General features: G+C 34.2%; 18 protein-coding genes and 1 riboswitch. Of the genes, 11 read left to right on the forward strand and 7 right to left on the reverse strand.

Annotated elements, in window-relative coordinates:
• Positions 1-13: 13 nt before the first annotated feature.
• On the reverse strand, positions 14-367 hold the full coding sequence (locus KA845_RS09840; protein ID WP_002511108.1) for a hypothetical protein: 354 nt from the start codon (positions 365-367) through the stop codon (positions 14-16).
• 186 nt (positions 368-553) lie between these two features.
• On the opposite strand from KA845_RS09840, the gene pepF reads away from it, so the two are divergent.
• On the forward strand, positions 554-2,359 hold the full coding sequence (gene pepF / locus KA845_RS09845; protein WP_107387330.1) for an oligoendopeptidase F: 1,806 nt from the start codon (positions 554-556) through the stop codon (positions 2,357-2,359).
• Between the two features lie 33 nt (positions 2,360-2,392).
• Here the strand turns inward: pepF and phoU are convergent, their stop codons facing one another.
• The 6 genes from phoU to cvfB form a co-directional block, all read right to left on the reverse strand.
• Entirely contained in the window at positions 2,393-3,043 is a 651-nt protein-coding gene (gene phoU, locus KA845_RS09850) for a phosphate signaling complex protein PhoU (RefSeq protein ID WP_002511110.1), read from the reverse strand.
• A gap of 6 nt (positions 3,044-3,049) precedes the next feature.
• Positions 3,050-3,934: a phosphate ABC transporter ATP-binding protein PstB gene (pstB, locus tag KA845_RS09855; RefSeq protein ID WP_107373465.1), complete on the reverse strand. Its 885-nt coding sequence runs from the start codon at positions 3,932-3,934 to the stop codon at positions 3,050-3,052.
• Positions 3,935-4,018: 84 nt separating this feature from the next.
• Complete coding sequence (pstA, locus tag KA845_RS09860; protein WP_103387910.1) at positions 4,019-4,963, reverse strand: phosphate ABC transporter permease PstA; 945 nt, start codon at positions 4,961-4,963, stop codon at positions 4,019-4,021.
• A 1-nt stretch (position 4,964) separates the two neighbouring features.
• Complete coding sequence (gene pstC / locus KA845_RS09865; RefSeq protein WP_002511111.1) at positions 4,965-5,894, reverse strand: phosphate ABC transporter permease subunit PstC; 930 nt, start codon at positions 5,892-5,894, stop codon at positions 4,965-4,967.
• 188 nt (positions 5,895-6,082) lie between these two features.
• Positions 6,083-7,045, reverse strand: coding sequence for a PstS family phosphate ABC transporter substrate-binding protein (locus KA845_RS09870; protein WP_103387909.1), 963 nt, complete (start codon positions 7,043-7,045; stop codon positions 6,083-6,085).
• Positions 7,046-7,674: 629 nt separating this feature from the next.
• The gene (gene cvfB, locus KA845_RS09875) at positions 7,675-8,574 is read right to left on the reverse strand and encodes an RNA-binding virulence regulatory protein CvfB (RefSeq protein ID WP_021458810.1); all 900 of its coding nucleotides are present in this window, start codon (positions 8,572-8,574) and stop codon (positions 7,675-7,677) included.
• Between the two features lie 143 nt (positions 8,575-8,717).
• On the opposite strand from cvfB, the gene KA845_RS09880 reads away from it, so the two are divergent.
• From KA845_RS09880 to lysA, 10 genes are all read left to right on the forward strand, one after another.
• Positions 8,718-10,322, forward strand: a complete 1,605-nt coding sequence (locus tag KA845_RS09880; RefSeq protein ID WP_151508038.1) for an ABC-F family ATP-binding cassette domain-containing protein — start codon at positions 8,718-8,720, stop codon at positions 10,320-10,322.
• A gap of 128 nt (positions 10,323-10,450) precedes the next feature.
• The gene (locus KA845_RS09885; RefSeq protein ID WP_021458809.1) at positions 10,451-11,281 is read left to right on the forward strand and encodes an aldo/keto reductase; all 831 of its coding nucleotides are present in this window, start codon (positions 10,451-10,453) and stop codon (positions 11,279-11,281) included.
• A gap of 143 nt (positions 11,282-11,424) precedes the next feature.
• Positions 11,425-11,603, forward strand: a riboswitch (Lysine riboswitch).
• Positions 11,604-11,693: 90 nt separating this feature from the next.
• Positions 11,694-12,896, forward strand: coding sequence for an aspartate kinase (locus KA845_RS09890; protein WP_103387907.1), 1,203 nt, complete (start codon positions 11,694-11,696; stop codon positions 12,894-12,896).
• A gap of 39 nt (positions 12,897-12,935) precedes the next feature.
• Positions 12,936-13,925 carry an aspartate-semialdehyde dehydrogenase gene (locus tag KA845_RS09895; RefSeq protein WP_103387906.1) on the forward strand — a complete coding sequence of 330 codons (990 nt, stop codon included), beginning with the start codon at positions 12,936-12,938 and terminating at the stop codon, positions 13,923-13,925.
• Between the two features lies 1 nt (position 13,926).
• Positions 13,927-14,814 (forward strand): 4-hydroxy-tetrahydrodipicolinate synthase, encoded by an 888-nt coding sequence (gene dapA, locus KA845_RS09900; RefSeq protein ID WP_103387905.1) that lies wholly within the window; start codon positions 13,927-13,929, stop codon positions 14,812-14,814.
• A complete protein-coding gene (gene dapB / locus KA845_RS09905; RefSeq protein ID WP_103387904.1) occupies positions 14,811-15,533 on the forward strand; it encodes a 4-hydroxy-tetrahydrodipicolinate reductase in 723 nt (240 codons plus the stop codon). Before dapA ends, dapB begins: the two co-directional genes overlap by 4 nt.
• A 21-nt stretch (positions 15,534-15,554) precedes the next feature.
• Positions 15,555-16,274 (forward strand): 2,3,4,5-tetrahydropyridine-2,6-dicarboxylate N-acetyltransferase, encoded by a 720-nt coding sequence (gene dapD, locus KA845_RS09910; RefSeq protein WP_103387903.1) that lies wholly within the window; start codon positions 15,555-15,557, stop codon positions 16,272-16,274.
• Between the two features lie 177 nt (positions 16,275-16,451).
• Positions 16,452-17,609: a M20 metallopeptidase family protein gene (locus tag KA845_RS09915; RefSeq protein ID WP_021458803.1), complete on the forward strand. Its 1,158-nt coding sequence runs from the start codon at positions 16,452-16,454 to the stop codon at positions 17,607-17,609.
• Positions 17,606-18,679 carry an alanine racemase gene (locus KA845_RS09920; RefSeq protein WP_021458802.1) on the forward strand — a complete coding sequence of 358 codons (1,074 nt, stop codon included), beginning with the start codon at positions 17,606-17,608 and terminating at the stop codon, positions 18,677-18,679. Before KA845_RS09915 ends, KA845_RS09920 begins: the two co-directional genes overlap by 4 nt.
• Before the next feature lie 2 nt (positions 18,680-18,681).
• Positions 18,682-19,947, forward strand: coding sequence for a diaminopimelate decarboxylase (lysA, locus tag KA845_RS09925; protein WP_021458801.1), 1,266 nt, complete (start codon positions 18,682-18,684; stop codon positions 19,945-19,947).
• Positions 19,948-19,965: the final 18 nt, after the last annotated feature.

The following is a 19,965-nucleotide window of genomic DNA, read 5'->3' on the forward strand; positions in this document are numbered from 1 at the left end:
TAACGCTTTTTTATTATTGTTTGTGGCGTGTATATTCTTCAACTTCTTGTCGAGGAATACCGCCTCGTTTTCTAATTTCTTTATTAAGTTTTTTTTCTTTGCGTTTTCGTCTCCAATTTCGAGTAAAATACCATAATAAAAATGTAATAATAATACAAAAGATTGCTAAAAATGCAGCATAACCCAACAATGGTTCATATGAAATGTTGTAAAAGTTAGGTATTAAAAATGCTGCAATTGCTAAAACAATAAAAGTGGTAATTGCAGGGAAAAACCATTTGTTTAATACTAAATTACAAAATACAGTCAATAATATTGCTGCTACAAAAGTAATCCACAAATAGTTCGGCATATCAAATATACTCATATTAATTGCTCCTCACAAAACTTATAAAATTGACATAAAGTCTTTGTTAACTACATTTTATCTGAAAATACTTTATATGTATAGCGACTATAGTTGTATCTCACGTAATAATTGTCCTTAGTATATCTTTAGTAAGTGATTAATGTATAATGCAAAGTGAATACATAATGAAAAGGAGTGAAATCAATGATGGTTTCCTTACCATTTAGAAATGAAGTCCCTAGTGAAGAACAATGGGATATTACTGATTTATTTATATCTGATGAAGCTTTTTATACACAATTAACCGAGACTACTAAACAAGCTCAACAATTTCGTGCAAATTTTGATACTCAAATAACTGTAGATAAGATTGAATCAATGTTACAGCAATATTCACAAATATTAATAGAAGTAGATCGTATGGCAAACTATGTTGAATTAAGGTTAAGTGTTGATACTACAAACGAAGCAGCACAAAATTTAAGTTCTAAATTTAGTACGACATATGGCAAAATAGCAAGTAATCTCGCCTTCGTTGAATCTACAATATTAGCTTTAAGCGATGAAGAGTTAGCACGTGTTATTGATCATTCTCAATACAAACACTTTTTAACTAAATTAAAAGCGCGCAAACCATATCAACTGGCACCTAATGTAGAGGAAGCTTTAGCGAGTTTCTCCCCTATTTTTGAAAAGCCTTATGAACTATACGGCAATACTAAGATGTTAGATATTGCTTTTGATTCATTTAAGCATAATGACGCTGTTTATCCTATGGATTACGCTACATTTGAAAATGATTATGAAGATAATGCTGATCCAGAATTTAGACAGAAAAGCTTTGCGACTTTTAGTGATGCTTTAAAAAAATATCAACATACTACTGCAACGACATATAATATGCAAGTACAACAAGAAAAGATAGAAGCAGATTTAAGAGGATATGACTCTGTTATAGATTATTTATTACAAGACCAAGAAGTAACACGTGAAATGTTTGATCGACAAATTGATGTAATCATGAGCGAACTTGCCCCTATTATGCAAAAATATGCTAAGTTGTTGAAGCGTGTACATAATTTAGAAGTAATGCGCTTTGAAGATCTGAAGATTTCGATTGACCCTCTGTATGAACCTGAAATTTCAATTGAAGAATCTAAATCATATATCTATGGCGCACTGAATGTCTTGGGTGATGATTATTTGAATATGGTTGAAACTGCATATAGAGATCGTTGGATCGACTTTGCTCAAAATAAAGGCAAAGAAACTGGTGCATATTGTGCAAGTCCGTATGCTTCACATTCTTACGTATTTATTTCATGGACAGGAAAAATGGCTGAAGCATTTGTTTTAGCGCATGAACTTGGACATGCAGGTCATTTCAACTTAGCGCAACACCATCAAAATTATTTAGAATCAGAGGCATCTATGTATTTTGTAGAAGCGCCTTCTACAATGAATGAAATGTTAATGGCAACATACCTATTTCAACGCAGTGAAGATCCACAATTTAAGCGTTGGGTTATTGGATCAATAATTTCAAGAACGTATTATCATAATATGGTAACGCATTTGTTAGAAGCTGCATTTCAACGTGAAGTTTATACAAAAGTAGATGCGGGCGAATCGTTAACTGCGCCCCAATTAAATCAAATAATGAGAGATGTATATAGTCAATTTTTCGGAGATAGTGTTAAGTTAAGTGATGGTGCTGAATTAACATGGATGCGCCAACCTCATTATTATATGGGATTATATTCCTATACTTACTCTGCGGGACTAACTATTGGAACGGTTATGGCAGAACGGATAAAAAATGAAGGCCAAAGTGCAGTAAATGATTGGCTAAATACATTGAAACTTGGAGGAAGCAAATCACCTATAGAATTAGCACAAGTTGCAGGTATTGATATTACAACAGATCAACCATTGCGTGCGACGATTAATTATATTGGTGAGCTCGTGAATGAGTTAGAAGATTTAACAAATACTATTGAAAATAAATAAACAAAGGCTACCAAGCATATGGCTTGGTAGCTTTTAATTATCGTATGATTCGAAACGTTCACCTGTAATAAAGTAATAATAATTCTCTGCAATATTACAAATATGATCGCCTATTCTTTCCAAGTGTCTTGCAGCTAGATGTGCTTGTCCTGAAACGAAAGGATCGTTATCAATCAGATAAGTCGTATTGACAATGTTTCGATATAAATCGTCAATATCACGATCTCTAGCGATAATTTCTTTTATTAATGTCAGGTCATTGTTATTTGCTGCTGTATTTAAATCAACGAGCATTAACAGAGCTAATTTACCCATTGTTTTTAACCGTGTTAATACATAATTATCGCTAAATTGTGCACGTAATCGTATTTTGGCAATACTTGCAGCATTATCACCCATACGTTCAAAATCAGAAGCTATTTTTAATGAAGCCATCATAAGTCGTAAATCAGTTGCTATAGGTTGTTGGCGTGTAATTAGCATAATTACCTTTTCATTAATTTCTGATTCAAGTGCATTAATTTCCTTATCTAGTGCTATTACTTGGCGTGCATAATCACGATCATTAACACTCAGCGATTCTAAAGCATAGTCAATGTTACGATATACTCGAAGGCCAAGCCGGCGTAAATCTTTATTGAGTTCGCCGATTTGGCCTTCGTAATTATGTCTAATAATAGCCATAGTTTATTAACCGAAGCGTCCAGAAATATAATCTTCTGTTTGCTTGTCTGCTGGATTAGAGAAGATTTTTTCAGTATCATCGTATTCATTGACATAACCGTTAAGGAAGAACGCTGTTTTATCAGATACACGTGCTGCTTGTTGCATGTTATGCGTTACAATAATAATCGAATATTTTTCTTTTAATTCTTGAACTAATTCTTCTACTTTTAATGTTGAGATTGGATCTAATGCTGATGTTGGTTCGTCCATCAAGATAACGTCAGGTTCGATAGCTAACGTTCTAGCGATACATACACGTTGTTGTTGACCACCAGATAAGCTATAAGCATTAGTGTCCAATCTATCTTTCAATTCATCCCAAATTGCCGCGCCACGTAAAGATTTTTCTACTATTTCATCTAATACTTTTTTATTTTTTATACCGTGAATTTTCGGTCCATAAGTGATATTATCATAAATTGATTTAGGGAATGGATTTGGTTGCTGGAAGACCATTCCTACATTAGTACGTAATTTTTCAACAGAATATTTATCGTCAAAAATATTTTGATCTCTGTACATGATTTTTCCAGCTGTTTTTACAGAAGGTACTAATTCAACCATACGATTTAATGCTTTAATATAAGTTGATTTACCACAACCTGAAGGACCGATAATTGCTGTTACATTGTTTTCTAAAATATCTAAGTTAATATTTTTTAATGCGTGGTTATCGCCATACCATAAATCAAGATTTTTCGTAGAGTAGACAATACTTTTGCTTTTATCTGAACTCTCTATTTTGTTGTTTGAATTAGTGTCTAATGGCGTAGTCGGTGCTTGATTTTGTGCTGTATGTTTTTCTAATTCGACTTTTTCATCTTTATTTGCAGTTAAATTGTTTACCATAATTAAAACTCCTTTATAGATGCTCATTAAGGTTAAAATATAGGTTACTTAATGAGGTGTTTGTTTTATGCTAGAATATTGTGCCTAAAACTTTTTGCTGTATTTGTTACGCAAGAATATTGCGATTGCATTCATTAATAATAAAATAACAAGTAATACGATAATACCTGCAGATGCTACGTTTTGGAATTCTGCTTGAGGTAGTTTTGCCCAGTTGTAAATTGCCATTGGTAATGCTTGGAATTGATCAAAAATACTTGATGGTAATGCCATAAGTACTGTTGGAATACCAATTAAGATTAACGGTGCAGTTTCCCCTAATGCACGCGATAATGCAAGAATAAAACCAGTTAAAATTCCAGGAATAGCGGCCGGCAGAACGACTCTTCTAATTGTTTGCCATTTATTGCCTCCAAGTCCGTAAGAAGCTTCTCTCACTGTATTAGGAACAGCACGGATTGCTTCTTGGCTTGCTACAATGATTACTGGCAAAATCAATAAAGACATAGTCAAAGCAGCTGCTAGAATAGAGTTACTTAATGCTAGTGCTTCGATTCCCATACCACGTACGAAAATAGTCAGGCCTAATAGACCGAATACGACTGAAGGTACACCAGCTAAATTAGAAATACTTACTTTAATAAATTGAGTAAATGCATTGTCTTTAGCATATTCCTCTAAATATATTGCTGTGCCTACCCCTAATATAATCGTGATTGGGATAATAGTAATCATCAACCAAACTGTACCGATTAATGCGCCTTTAATACCTGCCATCGATGGTGTTGAAGATGAGAAACTTGTAAAGAAAGATGGCGTTAAATGTCCAGCACCTTTAATTATAGTATCAATTAATAATACCGCTAATACAACAAGTCCAACCATTGTGCAGGCGAAGAACGCCCATTTGTTAAATTTATTTGTTTTCAAGCGTCCATTTAATTTATTTTCTACTGATTTTTGATCTACTAACACTTTGTTGTTATTTGATGGTGCTTGAGAGATTGTTTGATCATTTGCTTGTGTCATATTAATACTCCTCTCTAAAGCGTTTCGTAATCCATTGAGAGATTAAATTCATTGCTAGTGTAAATAGGAATAACGTGAATCCTACTGCATAAATACTATAATAAATGTCTGAACCGAAAGTAGCGTCACCAGTTGCGACTTGAACAATGAAACCAGTCATCGTTTGGATTGAACCAGTTAAGTCTAATGAGGCAGTTGGTGTACTACCTGCAGCGAGTGAGACAATCATTGTTTCACCAATTGCACGTGAAATGGCTAAAACAATTGACGCCATGATACCTGATGTAGCTGCTGGTAATACTACTTTAGTCGCTACTTCGAATTTTGTAGCACCTAAGCCTAAAGCACCTTCGCGCATTTTATTAGGAACTGAGGACATAGCATCTTCACTCATACTTGAAATAAGAGGAATGATCATGATACCTACTACAATCCCAGGACTAATAGAGTTAAAGCTTCCTAATGATGGGAAAATGTCTCTTAATAATGGTGTTACAAATGTTAAAGCAAAGAAACCAAATACAATAGTTGGAATACCTGAAAGGATTTCCAAAATTGGTTTGATAATTGCACGTGCACGTTGTGATGCATATTCACTTAAATAAATAGCTGCACCTAAGCCGATTGGCACCGCTACAATAGTTGCTATAACTGTAATTTTCAAAGTACCTAGAATTAATGCCCAAATACCATATTTAGGTGTGGATGAGAATGGATTCCAATCCATCGTAAATAAAAATTCTGTAATTGGTACGCGTGTAAAGAATGTTATTGTTTCCGTTAATAAAGTTACTAAAATACCTACTGTCGTTAATATGGAAATAACTGCAATAGTTCCTAAGATGACAGGCACAATTTTGTCGCTTGTACCTTTCTTTTTGGCGTTGTTTTGAGCAATCATTTCACTAACAGAGAAATTGTTATCCGCCATAAAAATACCTTCCTTCTATATAATAAGCTCCCAAAATTTAAAAAGATTGGGGACTGTTGTCACCTACTTACAAAAACGGTGTTTCGTAAGTGTTATAAAGGTGAACAGTTATGGAAAATGGTTAACGAAGTGGTGTTTACTTCGTCTGCCATTTTCCTTATCCCAATCTTAAAGAATTGATGTTATAATTATTTTTCTTCTTCCTTACTACTTTTTTCTTTGCTATCTCCACCTGTAATGTCCTTCAGGTTATCTTGTTGTTCTTTGTAAGTTTTTTCAGGAAGTGCAACATATCCAGCATCTTCTGCTGCTTTACCTTTATCGTCTAAGATGAAGCCGATGAATTCTTGGAAAGCTTTATTGTCTTTAAGTTTTTTCTCATTTGCGTAGACATATAAGTCTCTACTTAAAGCGTATGAACCATTTTGAATAGATTTCTTAGTTGGTTCTTTTGCTTCGCTATCACCTTTGATTTTAACTGCTTTTAATTTGTCTTTATTTTGTTCGTAGAAGTTATAACCGAAATAACCAATACCTTGTTTATTATCTTGTACTGAAGAAACGATTACGTTTGTATCAGCATTTTTCTCTGCTTTGATATCACCGTCATCCATAACTTCTTCTGTGAAGAAATCATAAGTACCGTGTGATTGGTCAGGAGAGAAAGCTTTAATTTCTTTATCTGGCCATTCTGGGTTAACATCTTTCCAAGACTTAGCTTCACCAGAATAAATTTGTTTCAATTGATCTTTATCAAGTTCATCAACAAAGTCATTTTCTTTGTTAACTGCAATAGTTACACCGTCTTTTGCAACTTTGAACTCTTCATATTTAATACCTTTATCTTCTAATTTTTTCTTTTCTTCATCTTTGATTGGTCTAGAAGCATTTGCAAAATCAGTGCTTCCAGAAATGAATTTTTCAAATCCTCCACCAGTACCAGAAGTACCAGAAGAAACTGTTATATTTGGAAAATCTTGAGCAAATTTTTCATTTAATTTTTCAATGATTGGACCTACTGTTGAAGAACCGTCACCCTTAACTTCGCCTTCAACATCTTTGCCTTCACCAGAACCTCCGCTACCGCCACAAGCTCCTAGTAAAAACGAAGCACCAACAACTGTAGTACCAATTAACTGCCATCTTTTCATTGAAACATCCTCCTAAATAGAATCAATAACTCGAAAACAAGTTATATGTATTTATTACAACTCTTATGATACAGACGAATTATTAATCTCAAATATGCTAATTGTAAATGTTTCGTTAAGAATAGAATCATTGTGTTTACAAAATTAAAAATTGAAAGCATAGCTTGTGGAAGTCAATCATATCAAGGGTTTAAAGAGTTATAAATGTTACGTTAACATTACGTGATACTAAAATTAGCAAAATAATTATTTAGTTTTTGTGTTGAAAATTTTATTTTGGGTTTGTTTACTTATAATTAAATGTATTTTGAGGAAGTTTTAGTTGATTATTAAGAAAGTATTAAGTGAATAAAATGGAACTTGTACATTAATTGTGCTTTAGTGAGATTGTCGATGTAGTTTCTGACTTTGTGGCATGTTTATGCACGCTTTCCGCGGGGACTGCCTCAGCCTGTAGTCTTCGGCGAGAGCTATTCCCGCAGGAGTCGGCATAAATACAGCCGATATTATAATATATATAAATAAACACCCCTTCACATTTATTTGTGAAGGGGTGTTTATTTATTATGATCTAGATTTTTTAAAAGCTCATTTCTATTATTGAACATCACCTATAATAATAGAAGAAACTAGTTTTCTAATCTAGACCATCCTTTTTTAGTTAGTTCAATTTTGCCAGTTTCGATATTAATGATTTTTTGTTTGTAAAGGTGACCAATAGCTCTTTTAAAAGCACCTTTACTCATATTGAATACTTCTTTAATTGCTTCTGGGCTTGATTTATCCCAAAAAGGCAATTCACCATCATACTCAACAAGTAAATCAAAAACGATTTGGCCATCTTCATCTAAACGTTCATGGGCTAATGGTAAAAATGATCCATTTAACTCCCCTTTGTCGTTGTGGCCAATAATTCGTACATTGACTAGTTCACCGAATCTTGGTTCTGCTTTACGTTCTGATTCATGAACAAATATTTTATAACCATCTTTTGATAGTAAAAAACTACCAATTCTAAGTAAACGATATGGTCTTGCTTCAATTACTTCGTTTTGTTTTGAATCGTCATGGACAGGCGTGAACATTGATTCAACTATTGTTTCTGTTGCTAATCTAGCAAACATTTGGTTTTCACTATCTATTCTTAAAGTGACTAATAATTCATCACCATGTTCTGGCCATAAAGTTTTTACTTTAGGTAAATCTTCCCATGGGATAAGGACCTCTCTTGGTAATCCAACATCTACATGGGCACCATCTCGGTCTGTTTTTAATACTTTTACAAAATCGTACTTATCTACAGTGATGTCTGGCATATTTTGGGTTGCAAATAGTTCTCCTGAACGATTAGGATAGATAAAAAAGCTGTACTCTTCCCCTACTGCTAACTCGTCTTCTTCATTAACTTCTGATTGGTTTAATTTAACTGTTTCGTTATTTGGGCCTTGTAACATATAAGTTGATCCTTGCAAACCAACAACTTTTAAGAATTCAATCGTTCCTACAATTCCTTTTTCTTCTCGTGCCATATTTGTCTCCTTCGCACATATTTATTCTGTACCATTATAACACGCCAAGCGTTAACAAGCATTAATCCTTTTTAGAAAGCTCGAAACAAAGATATAAGTATGTTATAATTTGTCCGTTAGAATAACGATAAAGGAGTAAGTGCATGTTACAAGTTACTGATGTGAGTTTACGATTTGGTGATCGTAAATTATTCGAAGACGTAAATATTAAATTTACAGAAGGCAATTGCTATGGGTTAATCGGTGCAAATGGCGCTGGGAAGTCTACATTTTTAAAAATATTATCTGGTGAGTTAGATGCTCAAACGGGCAACGTGTCTATGGGCAAAAATGAACGACTAGCTATTTTAAAACAAGATCACTTTGCTTATGAAGAAGAACGAGTTATTGATGTAGTGATTAAAGGTCATGAACGTTTATACGAAGTGATGAAAGAAAAAGATGCTATCTATATGAAACCTGATTTCAGTGATGAAGATGGTATTAGAGCTGCTGAGCTTGAAGGTGAATTTGCTGAAATGGACGGTTGGAACGCAGAAGCCGACGCTGGTTCATTACTTTCAGGTTTAGGTATTAAAGCAGATTTACAAGATAAATTAATGTCAGAATTAGAAAACAACCAAAAGGTTAAAGTTTTACTAGCGCAAAGTTTATTTGGGCAACCTGATGTGCTATTACTCGATGAGCCGACAAACGGTTTGGATATTCCAGCAATAAGTTGGTTAGAAGATTTCTTAATTAATTTTGAAAATACTGTTATTGTCGTTTCACACGATAGACATTTCTTAAATAATGTATGTACACACATTGCTGACCTAGATTATGGCAAAATCAAATTATATGTTGGGAATTATGATTTTTGGTATCAATCTAGTCAATTAGCAATGAAAATGGCTCAAGATCAAAACAAGAAAAAAGAAGAAAAAATTAAAGAATTACAAGACTTCGTGGCACGATTCTCAGCAAATGCTTCGAAATCTAAACAAGCAACTAGTAGAAAAAAACAACTTGAGAAAATCGAGTTAGATGATATTCAACCATCATCACGTCGTTATCCATATGTTAAGTTCACTCCAGAACGTGAAATTGGTAATGACTTATTATTTGTTGAAAATGTATCTAAAACAATTGATGGTCAAAAAGTATTAGATAACATTTCATTTACGATGGATCCAAATGATAAAGCTGTACTGATTGGCGATAGTGAAATTGCTAAAACGACTTTATTGAAAATTTTAGCAGGTGAAATAAAACCTGACGAAGGTAGCGTAAAATGGGGAGTGACAACTTCTCAAAGTTATTTCCCTAAAGATAACTCAGAATATTTTGATGGTGTTGACACTAATCTTGTTGATTGGTTGCGTCAATATGCTCCGGAAGATGAGCAAACTGAAACATTTTTACGTGGCTTCTTAGGACGTATGCTCTTTAGTGGCGATGAAGTTAAGAAAAAAGCAAGTGTCTTATCAGGTGGAGAAAAAGTACGTTGTATGTTAAGTAAAATGATGCTTTCAAGTGCTAACGTCTTATTACTTGATGAACCAACTAACCACTTAGACTTAGAAAGTATTACTGCTGTCAATGATGGTTTAGAGTCCTTTAAAGGTTCTATAATTTTCACTTCATATGACTTTGAATTTATCAATACAATTGCAAACCGCGTGATCGATTTAAATCAACCAGGCAGTCTATCTAAAGAAATTTCATACGAAGCTTATTTACAAGAAATTGGTGTATTAAATAAATAATGACTTATAACAATTAGCCTTAACGTGATTTCTACTCACACGTTAAGGCTAATTTTATGCAAAATAGTGTTTTTTAATGGTATGGATATATATAATGAAACTAAATTGACTTAAGGAGGATATAACTTATGGAAAAGTTAAACTTAAACGATGGTCACATTATACCCGTTGTTGGCTTTGGTACATATAAATTAAATGGGACACAAGGTGTACATGCAATTGTGAATGCCTTGAACAATGGTTATCGTGTACTGGATACTGCTTATAATTATGAAAATGAAGGTACTGTTGGTAAGGCAATATCACAAAGTCACGTAGCTAGAGATCAAGTTATCGTAACATCTAAATTGCCAGGTCGTTATCATGACTATGATAGCGCAATGATAGCCATACAAGAGTCTATTTATAGACTTAATGTTGACTATATTGACTTATACCTTATACATTGGCCTAATCCAAAACAAGGGAAATTTGTAGAGGCTTGGACGGCGCTTATCGATGCTCAAAAAGCTGGGTTATTAAAATCAATTGGTGTATGTAATTTCCTACCTGAACATATAGATACGCTTGAGCAAGAAACAGGAGTCCTTCCTGCCATCAATCAAATAGAATTACACCCCTACTTTAACCAACAAGATGTTATAGACTATCATCGAGAAAAAGGTATTGTAATTCAAGCATGGAGCCCTATCGGTAGAGCTTCTAACGTAATTAATGATGAAACAATTGCTACGATAGCTGAAAAATATAATAAATCAATACCTCAAGTAATTTTAAAATGGCACGTGCAAAATGGTATTGTCCCAATTCCTAAAGCAACGTCTAACCAAAGACAATTGGAAAATATTAATATTTTTGATTTTTCATTAGATGATGAAGAAATGGTTAAGATAAATAACTTAACGCGTGAAGATGGTCGTCGCAAAGATCAAAATCCAGCGATATATGAAGAGTTTTAATACATTTTAAAGTGTAAAATAACATTAATATTAACTTTGAACATATAAAATGAATAAGTTTTCAGTAAATTCAAATAAAATGAATTTAAAGGTTTACAGTCATATGCCCTATATGTATAATATGAATCATAACCAATTTAATAAGAATTAGATGAGGCGCATCAATCATTAGTAAATTTTAGAACAAACTATCTGCTAGTAGCTAAAATTGAAAGGGTGAGATGCCGAAACGACAATAATAGCAGCTTATTGTTTTGTTGGACTTTGTGGTTAAGAGCTTAAGGTCTGTCATTATTTAAAATAATGGAGTGCATCACTTGTATATAGATTTAGAGCAGGTTCGCACTTAGAGCTTGTTCTTTTTTTTATATGATTTGTGATTCTCCCCTAATACTTTGAGGAGGATATGTAAGTGAATAGAAGTGTTTTAAAGTTTGGAGGTTCGTCTGTTAGTGATTTTTCGAAAATTAGGAATATTTCGGAAATGCTAAAACGACGAGTTGAACAAGGTGAACAATTAATTGTAGTAGTTAGTGCGATGGGAAAAACTACAGATCAACTTATGGAAAATGTAAATATGTTGACTGAAACACCTAAAGACGATGCACTTGCCCTACTGTTAACAACTGGTGAGCAGCAAACTGTATCATATTTAGCAATGACATTGAATGATATTGGTATAAGTGCAAAAGCAATGACTGGTTACCAAGCTGGTATTAAAACAGTTGGCCATCATTTGAAAAGTAGAATAGCTGAAATCAATCCAGATACATTTCACAAAGCATTTGAACAACATGATGTGCTAGTAATTGCAGGATTTCAAGGTATTAATGATGACTTTGAATTAACCACATTAGGACGTGGTGGCTCAGATACAACGGCAGTCGCTTTAGCTGCTAGCAACAATACCCCATGCGAAATTTATACTGATGTAGATGGTGTTTATGCAACAGACCCTAGGGTATATGCTAAAGCGAATCGTTTGTCAGCTGTCTCTTACGAAGAAATGATGGAAATGAGTGCTTTAGGAGCAGGTGTATTAGAAACTAGAAGTGTTGAATTAGCGAATAATTATAACATCCCACTCTACTTAGGTAGAACTTTATCAAATGTGAAAGGAACATGGATAATGGAACAAACAGATTTATTAGAGAAAAAAGCGGTGACTGGTGTCGCCTTAGATACGCATATGATGCATGTGACAATTAGTTACCCATTACCAGATAATAAATTATTAACAAGATTGTTTACACAACTCGATCGAGGATCAGTCAACGTGGATATGATTTCACAAATTGTAAATATTGAAGGTTTACAGTTATCATTTACAATTAAAGATACTGATGTAGTTCAAATTTCAAAACTATTGGAAGAGTTGTCAGAAGATTACAACGCTTTAGATTTCAAAATAAATGAATCATATGCCAAAATTTCTTTAATTGGTTCAGGAATGAGAGATATCTCTGGCGTGGCTTCAAAAGCATTTATCACTTTAATCAACAACGACATTGCATTTTATCAAACAACGACTTCTGAAATAAGCATTTCATATGTTATTGATGCAGACAATGGTGAACGTGCTGTTGCGGCATTATATGAAACCTTTGAAATGTAAGCAAATAATTTAAAAAATAGAAAATGGAGTGTATCAATTATGACAAAATTAGCAGTTGCAGGAGCAACAGGTTTAGTAGGAAGAAATATGTTAGATACAATAGATAGAAAAGGTATACAATTTGATGAATTAGTACTTTTTTCATCAGCGAGATCAGCTGGTACAGAAGTATCTTTTCAAGGTAAAACATATACTGTCAGAGAGTTAACAGAAGAAGCTGCAAATGAACAATATGATTTTGTATTAATGAGTGCAGGCGGTAGTACAAGTGAGCACTTCTCCCCTATTTTCGAACAAGCTGGTGCCGTGGTCATCGATAATTCAAGTCAATGGCGTATGGTCGAAGGCATTGACTTAATTGTCCCTGAAGTAAACGAACCAGAATTAACTAGAAAAATTATTGCTAACCCAAATTGTTCAACGATTCAATCAGTTGTCCCGTTAAAAATAATGCAAGAAGCTTATGGTTTAAAACGTGTGGCGTATACTACGTATCAAGCTGTTTCAGGTTCAGGTGTGAAAGGTAAACAAGAATTAGCAGAAGGTGCAAACGGTAAAGCACCTGAAACATATCCACATGCTATTTATAATAATGTGCTCCCACATATAGATGTCTTTTTAGAAGATGGCTATACAAAAGAAGAGCAAAAAATGATTGATGAAACTCGTAAAATATTAAAAGATGATGCTTTAAAAGTAACAGCGACATGTGTACGTGTTCCTGTTCAAGATAGTCATAGTGTTCATATGAGCGTCACTGTTAATAAAGATACTACAGTTGCAGATATTCAGCAGTTATTTGACAATGACTCACGTGTTGTCTTAGAAGATAATCCAGCAAATAATGAATATCCTTTAGCAATTAATTCTACTGGCAAAGATGAAATCTTTGTTGGACGCATTAGACGTGATGATTCTTTAGACAACACATTCCATGTGTGGTGCACTTCTGATAATTTATTGAAAGGTGCAGCTTTAAACGCTGTTCAAATACTGGAACAAGTTATGAATTTGAAAGGAGTTAAATAATATGACACACATTTTTGAGGGTGTTGGTGTAGCTTTAACTACGCCTTTCACCCATAATGAAGTAAATTATACTGCACTTAGAAAACATGTGAATTATTTAATCGACAAGCGTGCTCAGTCTATCATTGTAAACGGTACGACAGCAGAGAATCCTACACTATCTGACGAAGAAAAAGATCAAATTTTAGAAGAAGTGATTAACACTGTAGATGGACGTATACCTGTCATTGCTGGTACAGGTACAAATAGTACTCAAAAATCTATTCAAGCTTCTGTGAGAGCAAGAGAACTGGGTGCAGATGCTATTATGTTGATTACACCGTATTATAATAAAACGAACCAACGCGGATTAATCGAACATTTTACGACTATCGCCGATGCTGCTCAACTACCAGTAGTGTTATATAATGTGCCTTCTCGCACTAATATGACAATCGAGGCAGCTACAGTAGAAACATTAAGTCAAAATGAATATATTGTTGCCTTAAAAGATGCAACTAATGATTTTGACTACTTACATGATTTACAACAGCGTCTAGATACAGATCAATTTGCACTTTATAGTGGTAATGATGATAATATCGTACAATATTTTAAAGATGGCGGACATGGTGTAATATCAGTTGTAGCCAATGTTATTGCTGATGATTTACAACAATTGTTTGAAGCACAACAAAATGGTGAAGATATAACTGCAAGCTTTGCACCGATTGAAACGTTGTTAAATACTTTAGCGGTAGATGTAAACCCTATCCCAATCAAAGTATTGACTACGGTGGAAGGCTTTGGTAATTATGAAGTACGTTTACCACTTGTACCATTAGAAACAGCAGACGAAAATGTCTTAAAAGAAGCATATGCATATTATAAAGCGGGTGAACATCGATGAAAATATTACTTATTGGCTACGGTGCAATGAATGAACGTGTTGCACGACTAGCGGAAGAAAAAGGTCATGAAATTGTAGGGGTAATCGTTAGGGATAGCAATAATACATATCCCTACCCTACTGTTGAACATATTGCTGATGCACAAGATGCAGATGTAGCGATTGATTTTTCTAATCCTGAACTCTTATTACCATTATTAGAAGAATCTTTTAAACTACCATTAGTAATTGCAACAACTGGTGAAAAAGAACAGATTATTCAACGCTTAGAAGCATTAAGTACACAAATGCCAGTCTTTTTCAGTGCAAATATGAGTTATGGTGTTCATGCACTTACTAAAATATTAGAAGCAGCTGTACCACTGTTACGTGATTATGACATTGAATTAACGGAAGCACATCATAATAAAAAAGTAGATGCACCTAGTGGTACATTAGTAAAACTGTATGATGTAATAGAATCATTGCGCGATAAAACAACACCAGTTTATGATCGACATGAAGTTAATGAAAAACGTACTGATGACGAAATTGGTATACATGCCAAGCGTGGAGGTACAATCGTTGGTGAACATGAGGTTTTATTCGCAGGTATTGATGAAACAATCGAAATTACACATCGTGCACAATCAAAAGACATATTTGCAAATGGCGCTATAAGTGCAGCCGAAAAACTTGTGAAACAAACTCAAGGATATTATACTTTTGATAATTTATAAATTAAAGGAGCTAATTAAATTATGACACAACATTTATCAGCAGAAGAAATTATTCAATATATTAGTGATGCAAAAAAATCTACACCACTGAAGGTTTATGTTAATGGAGATTTCTCCAACGTGACTTTCCCTGAAACTTTTAAAGTATTTGGATCTGAAGGTTCAAAAGTCATCTTTTGTGAAGCGGCAGAGTGGCAACCATTCTATAGTGCCAATGAAGCAAGTTTTACAGATGTTGAAATCGAACAAGATCGTCGTAATTCAGCAATCCCATTAAAAGACTTGACGAATACTAATGCTCGTATCGAACCAGGTGCATTTATTAGAGAACAAGCCACTATTGAAGATGGTGCAGTAATAATGATGGGTGCAACGATTAACATCGGTGCTGTTGTTGGTGAAGGTACGATGGTTGATATGAATGCGACATTAGGAGGTCGTGCTACAACTGGTAAAAACGTACATGTAGGTGCCGGTTCTGTATTAGCAGGTGTCATTGAACCCCCTAGTGCTTCTCCAGTTGTCATTGAGGATGATGTGTTAATCGGTGCTAATGCCGTAATCTTAGAAGGTGTACGTGTAGGTCAAGGAGCAATTGTGGCAGCAGGAGCAATTGTTACTCAAGATGTTCCAGCAGGCGCAGTTGTAGCCGGTACTCCAGCTAAAGTGATAAAACAAACATCAGATGTTGAAGATTCAAAACGTGAAATTGTATCAGCTTTAAGAAACTTAAATAACTAATAAGTTATACTTAAATCATCAATAAAATTTTTTAGGAGGATTGAGTTATATCATTGTGTGCCATGTTTAGTAGTACTTTAGAGCATAACACTAACAATGATATTTCTCTCCCTCCTATTTTTATAATACATAATGATTGAACAAATATAACTCATGAACTAAAAGGACTGATCTAATATGAATGAACTTGAATTTGTTACGAAACATAGACGGCACTTACATCAATATCCTGAGCTAAGTTTACATGAATATGAAACGACGCAATATATTGCGAGCTTTCTAGATAGTTTAGGTGTTCACTATGAACGACCACTAGACACAGGATTAGTAGCGTATATACCTGGAAATGGTCAAAAAACAATTGCTTATCGTGCTGATATTGATGCATTACCGATATTTGAAGAAAATGATGTTGATTATAAAAGTCTCAATGATAATGTTATGCATGCATGTGGTCATGATGGTCATACTACTGCATTAATGTTATTTTTACAGCGTTGTAAATCACGTGCAGATGCTGGTACGTTACCACAAAATATAGTGTTTATTTTTCAACCCGCTGAAGAATCAGGTGGCGGTGCCAATCGTTTAATAAAAGCTGGTGCTTTTGAAGCGTACCCTATCGAAGCTGTTTTCGGAGTACATGTAATGCCCTTTGTCGAAGAAGGAAAAGTTGCAATTCGCGATGAAGAAATTACAGCAAGTGCCACTGAGTATCGTTTCTTTTTGAAAGGACTATCTAGTCATGTTGCTGATAAGGAACAAGGTCATTCTTGTGGTGAAGCATTACAACATGTATTGGCGCAAGTGGGTTCAATTCAACAATACCATTTAAATGGACTTAAAAGAAATATCGTTCATATGGGCAGATTTGAAGCTGGTGAAGCAATTAATACTGTGCCAAGTCAAGGATATCTTGAAGGGACAATTCGCACATATGATACTCAAGATTTGGCAGTTGTGAAGCAACAAATGTTAAAAATTGCAGAAAGTGTTGATTTATTATTCGGTGTTGAGTGTGAAGTTAAATTTGCAGAAGGTTACCCACCAACGTACAATGACCCTTCACTGAGAAAACATGTAGTAACAGGTCTAGAAAATGCTGGATTACAAGTTGTAGATAAAACGACACCTTACCTTTTTGGCGAAGATTTTAGTTTTTATAGCCAATTAGCACCTAGCTATTTTGTGTTTGTTGGTACTAAAGATGAGCAACGTGGATTTGTTACGGGATTACATACTGCACATTTAAATTTCAATGAAGCTATGCTAATTAGAATCGCAGATTATTATGATCAAATTTTAAATCATTACGGAGAGGTGCAAGCACAATGACAGCCACTTGGTCAGTAGATATACAAACTTTTTACAATAATGTAAAGCACGTACAACACAATAATTCTATTATGGCTGTAGTAAAAAACAATGCTTATCACTACGGTTTAGAATTTGCTGTACAACAGTTTTTAAAAGCTGGTATTACTACTTTTAGCACAACTTCACTAAAAGAAGCGATTAGAGTTCGTAAACTTGCACCCCAAGCGACGGTATTTTTAATGAATGCTGTCTATGACTTTGATACAGTACGTAAATATAATATCGAAATGACGCTCCCTTCATTAGAGTTTTATTATCAATACTATGAATCGTTGGCAGGTATCAATATACATTTAGAATATGAAAATCTGTTACATCGTTCAGGTTTGAAAACATTAGCTGAATTACGCGAAGTATTACAACATCATCAACAAAACCACCAAGCAGAAAAAATGCACATTCGTGGTTTGTGGACACACTTTGGCTATGCAGATGAATTTGATGTTGAAGAGTATGAGATAGAAAAAGCAAATTGGTTAAATATTGTTAATACATTATTAGATGAAGGTCAACAATTTGATATGATACATGCTCAAAACAGTGCAAGTTATTATCGTGAGTCTGGCATTTTACCCAATCATACACATGCACGTATCGGTATTGCACTTTACGGCTCGAGACCTTATAGCACCCTCTCAACATTGGATATTGTGCAAGCATTAACGGTGAAAGGTAATGTTATTCAAGTGAGAACTGTCAATGCTGGAGATTATTGTGGTTATAGTTTTGCTTTTGAGGCACAACGTAATCAGACGAAACTAGCCGTAGTTGATATTGGTTATGGTGATGGTATTTTAAAAACGAGAGCACAACACGAAGTGATTATTAACGGTCGTCGTTACCCTATTCGTGCATTAATGATGAGTCATATGTTTGTTGAAGTAGACGATGAAGTACATGCACAAGATGAAGTGATACTATATAATAATGATATACGTATAGATGAACATACGTTTAAAGGTGTGGGAGCAAATTCAGAACAATTAAGTGCAATGAATCATGATTCATTGATAAAGGAGTATAGATAATAATGACTGTAGAATATAATAATAATGGCGAGCTTACAATGGGTGGTACAAGCTTAAAAACTATAGCGCAAAGCTTTGGTACCCCTACTATCGTCTATGATGAATCACAAATTAGAATACAAATGCAACGATATCATAATGCCATGAAACAAAGCGGCTTGAAATATAATATTTCTTATGCCTCAAAGGCCTTTACATGTATTCAAATGGTTAAATTAGTTGCGGAAGAAGGTTTACAATTAGATGTGGTGTCTGAGGGTGAACTTTATACTGCATTAGAAGCTGGTTTCGATCCTAGTCAAATTCACTTCCACGGTAATAATAAGACTAAAAGAGAGATACAATATGCTTTAGAAAATAAAGTTGGTTACATCGTTATTGATGATTTAGAAGAGATAGAGTTAATTAATCGTTATGCTTCTGATGTTGTTGATGTAGTACTACGCTTGAATCCTGGAGTTGAAGCACATACACATGAGTTTATTCAAACAGGTCAAGAAGACAGTAAATTTGGCTTATCCATTAAGCATGGTTTAGCAAAACAAGGAATTGAAGCGGTGCAAAATGCCACAAAATTAAACTTAAAAGGTGTTCACTTCCATGTAGGTTCTCAAATAGAAGGTACAGAGGCTATGATTGAAACATCTAAACTAGTTATTCAATGGTTGAAAGCTGAAGGCGTTTTTGTAGATTTGATTAATTTAGGCGGAGGTTTCAGCATTAAATATGTTGACGGTGATGTGAGCTTCCCTATTGAAGAAGGTATTGCAGAAATCACTACAGCGATCAAAGATGTTGCTACAGCAGAAGACTATCCAATGCCTGAAATTGGAATTGAACCTGGACGCTCAATTGTAGGTGAAGCAGGTATTACACTTTATGAAGTGGGAACGATTAAAACAATTCCAAATGTAAATAAATATGTTTCTATTGATGGTGGTATGAGTGATCATATTCGTACAGCATTATATGATGCTGAATACGAAGCTAAACTCGTTAATAGAAATGATGTAGCAGATGAAACAGTGACTATAGCTGGGAAACTGTGTGAATCTGGTGATATTATTATCAAGAATGCAAAGTTACCATCTACAGTACGTCGCGGTGATTATCTCGCTATTCAATCGACAGGAGCTTATCATTACTCTATGGCATCTAACTATAATCAAATGCAAAAGCCATCTGTCTTTTTCTTGAAAGACGGTAAAGCCCGTGAAGTGATAAAAAGGCAGTCATTGCGTCAATTAATTATTAATGATACAAAATAAGAAAAAGCCCCTTGTATG

It is taken from the genome of Staphylococcus sp. GDX8P114P-2 (genome assembly GCF_017892945.1).
Taxonomy (GTDB): domain Bacteria; phylum Bacillota; class Bacilli; order Staphylococcales; family Staphylococcaceae; genus Staphylococcus; species Staphylococcus arlettae.

What these genes read in the sequence shown, in the direction of transcription:
- lysA (WP_021458801.1), top strand. Translation starts at nt 18,682, where the DNA reads ATGACTGTAGAATATAATAATAATGGCGAGCTTACAATGGGTGGTACA.
- KA845_RS09880 (WP_151508038.1), top strand. Translation starts at nt 8,718, where the DNA reads ATGTTACAAGTTACTGATGTGAGTTTACGATTTGGTGATCGTAAATTA.
- dapA (WP_103387905.1), top strand. Translation starts at nt 13,927, where the DNA reads ATGACACACATTTTTGAGGGTGTTGGTGTAGCTTTAACTACGCCTTTC.
- KA845_RS09915 (WP_021458803.1), top strand. Translation starts at nt 16,452, where the DNA reads ATGAATGAACTTGAATTTGTTACGAAACATAGACGGCACTTACATCAA.
- pepF (WP_107387330.1), top strand. Translation starts at nt 554, where the DNA reads ATGATGGTTTCCTTACCATTTAGAAATGAAGTCCCTAGTGAAGAACAA.
- KA845_RS09920 (WP_021458802.1), top strand. Translation starts at nt 17,606, where the DNA reads ATGACAGCCACTTGGTCAGTAGATATACAAACTTTTTACAATAATGTA.
- cvfB (WP_021458810.1), bottom strand. Translation starts at nt 8,574, where the DNA reads ATGGCACGAGAAGAAAAAGGAATTGTAGGAACGATTGAATTCTTAAAA.
- KA845_RS09870 (WP_103387909.1), bottom strand. Translation starts at nt 7,045, where the DNA reads ATGAAAAGATGGCAGTTAATTGGTACTACAGTTGTTGGTGCTTCGTTT.
- pstC (WP_002511111.1), bottom strand. Translation starts at nt 5,894, where the DNA reads ATGGCGGATAACAATTTCTCTGTTAGTGAAATGATTGCTCAAAACAAC.
- KA845_RS09895 (WP_103387906.1), top strand. Translation starts at nt 12,936, where the DNA reads ATGACAAAATTAGCAGTTGCAGGAGCAACAGGTTTAGTAGGAAGAAAT.
- pstB (WP_107373465.1), bottom strand. Translation starts at nt 3,934, where the DNA reads ATGGTAAACAATTTAACTGCAAATAAAGATGAAAAAGTCGAATTAGAA.
- phoU (WP_002511110.1), bottom strand. Translation starts at nt 3,043, where the DNA reads ATGGCTATTATTAGACATAATTACGAAGGCCAAATCGGCGAACTCAAT.
- KA845_RS09840 (WP_002511108.1), bottom strand. Translation starts at nt 367, where the DNA reads ATGAGTATATTTGATATGCCGAACTATTTGTGGATTACTTTTGTAGCA.
- dapB (WP_103387904.1), top strand. Translation starts at nt 14,811, where the DNA reads ATGAAAATATTACTTATTGGCTACGGTGCAATGAATGAACGTGTTGCA.
- dapD (WP_103387903.1), top strand. Translation starts at nt 15,555, where the DNA reads ATGACACAACATTTATCAGCAGAAGAAATTATTCAATATATTAGTGAT.
- pstA (WP_103387910.1), bottom strand. Translation starts at nt 4,963, where the DNA reads ATGACACAAGCAAATGATCAAACAATCTCTCAAGCACCATCAAATAAC.
- KA845_RS09885 (WP_021458809.1), top strand. Translation starts at nt 10,451, where the DNA reads ATGGAAAAGTTAAACTTAAACGATGGTCACATTATACCCGTTGTTGGC.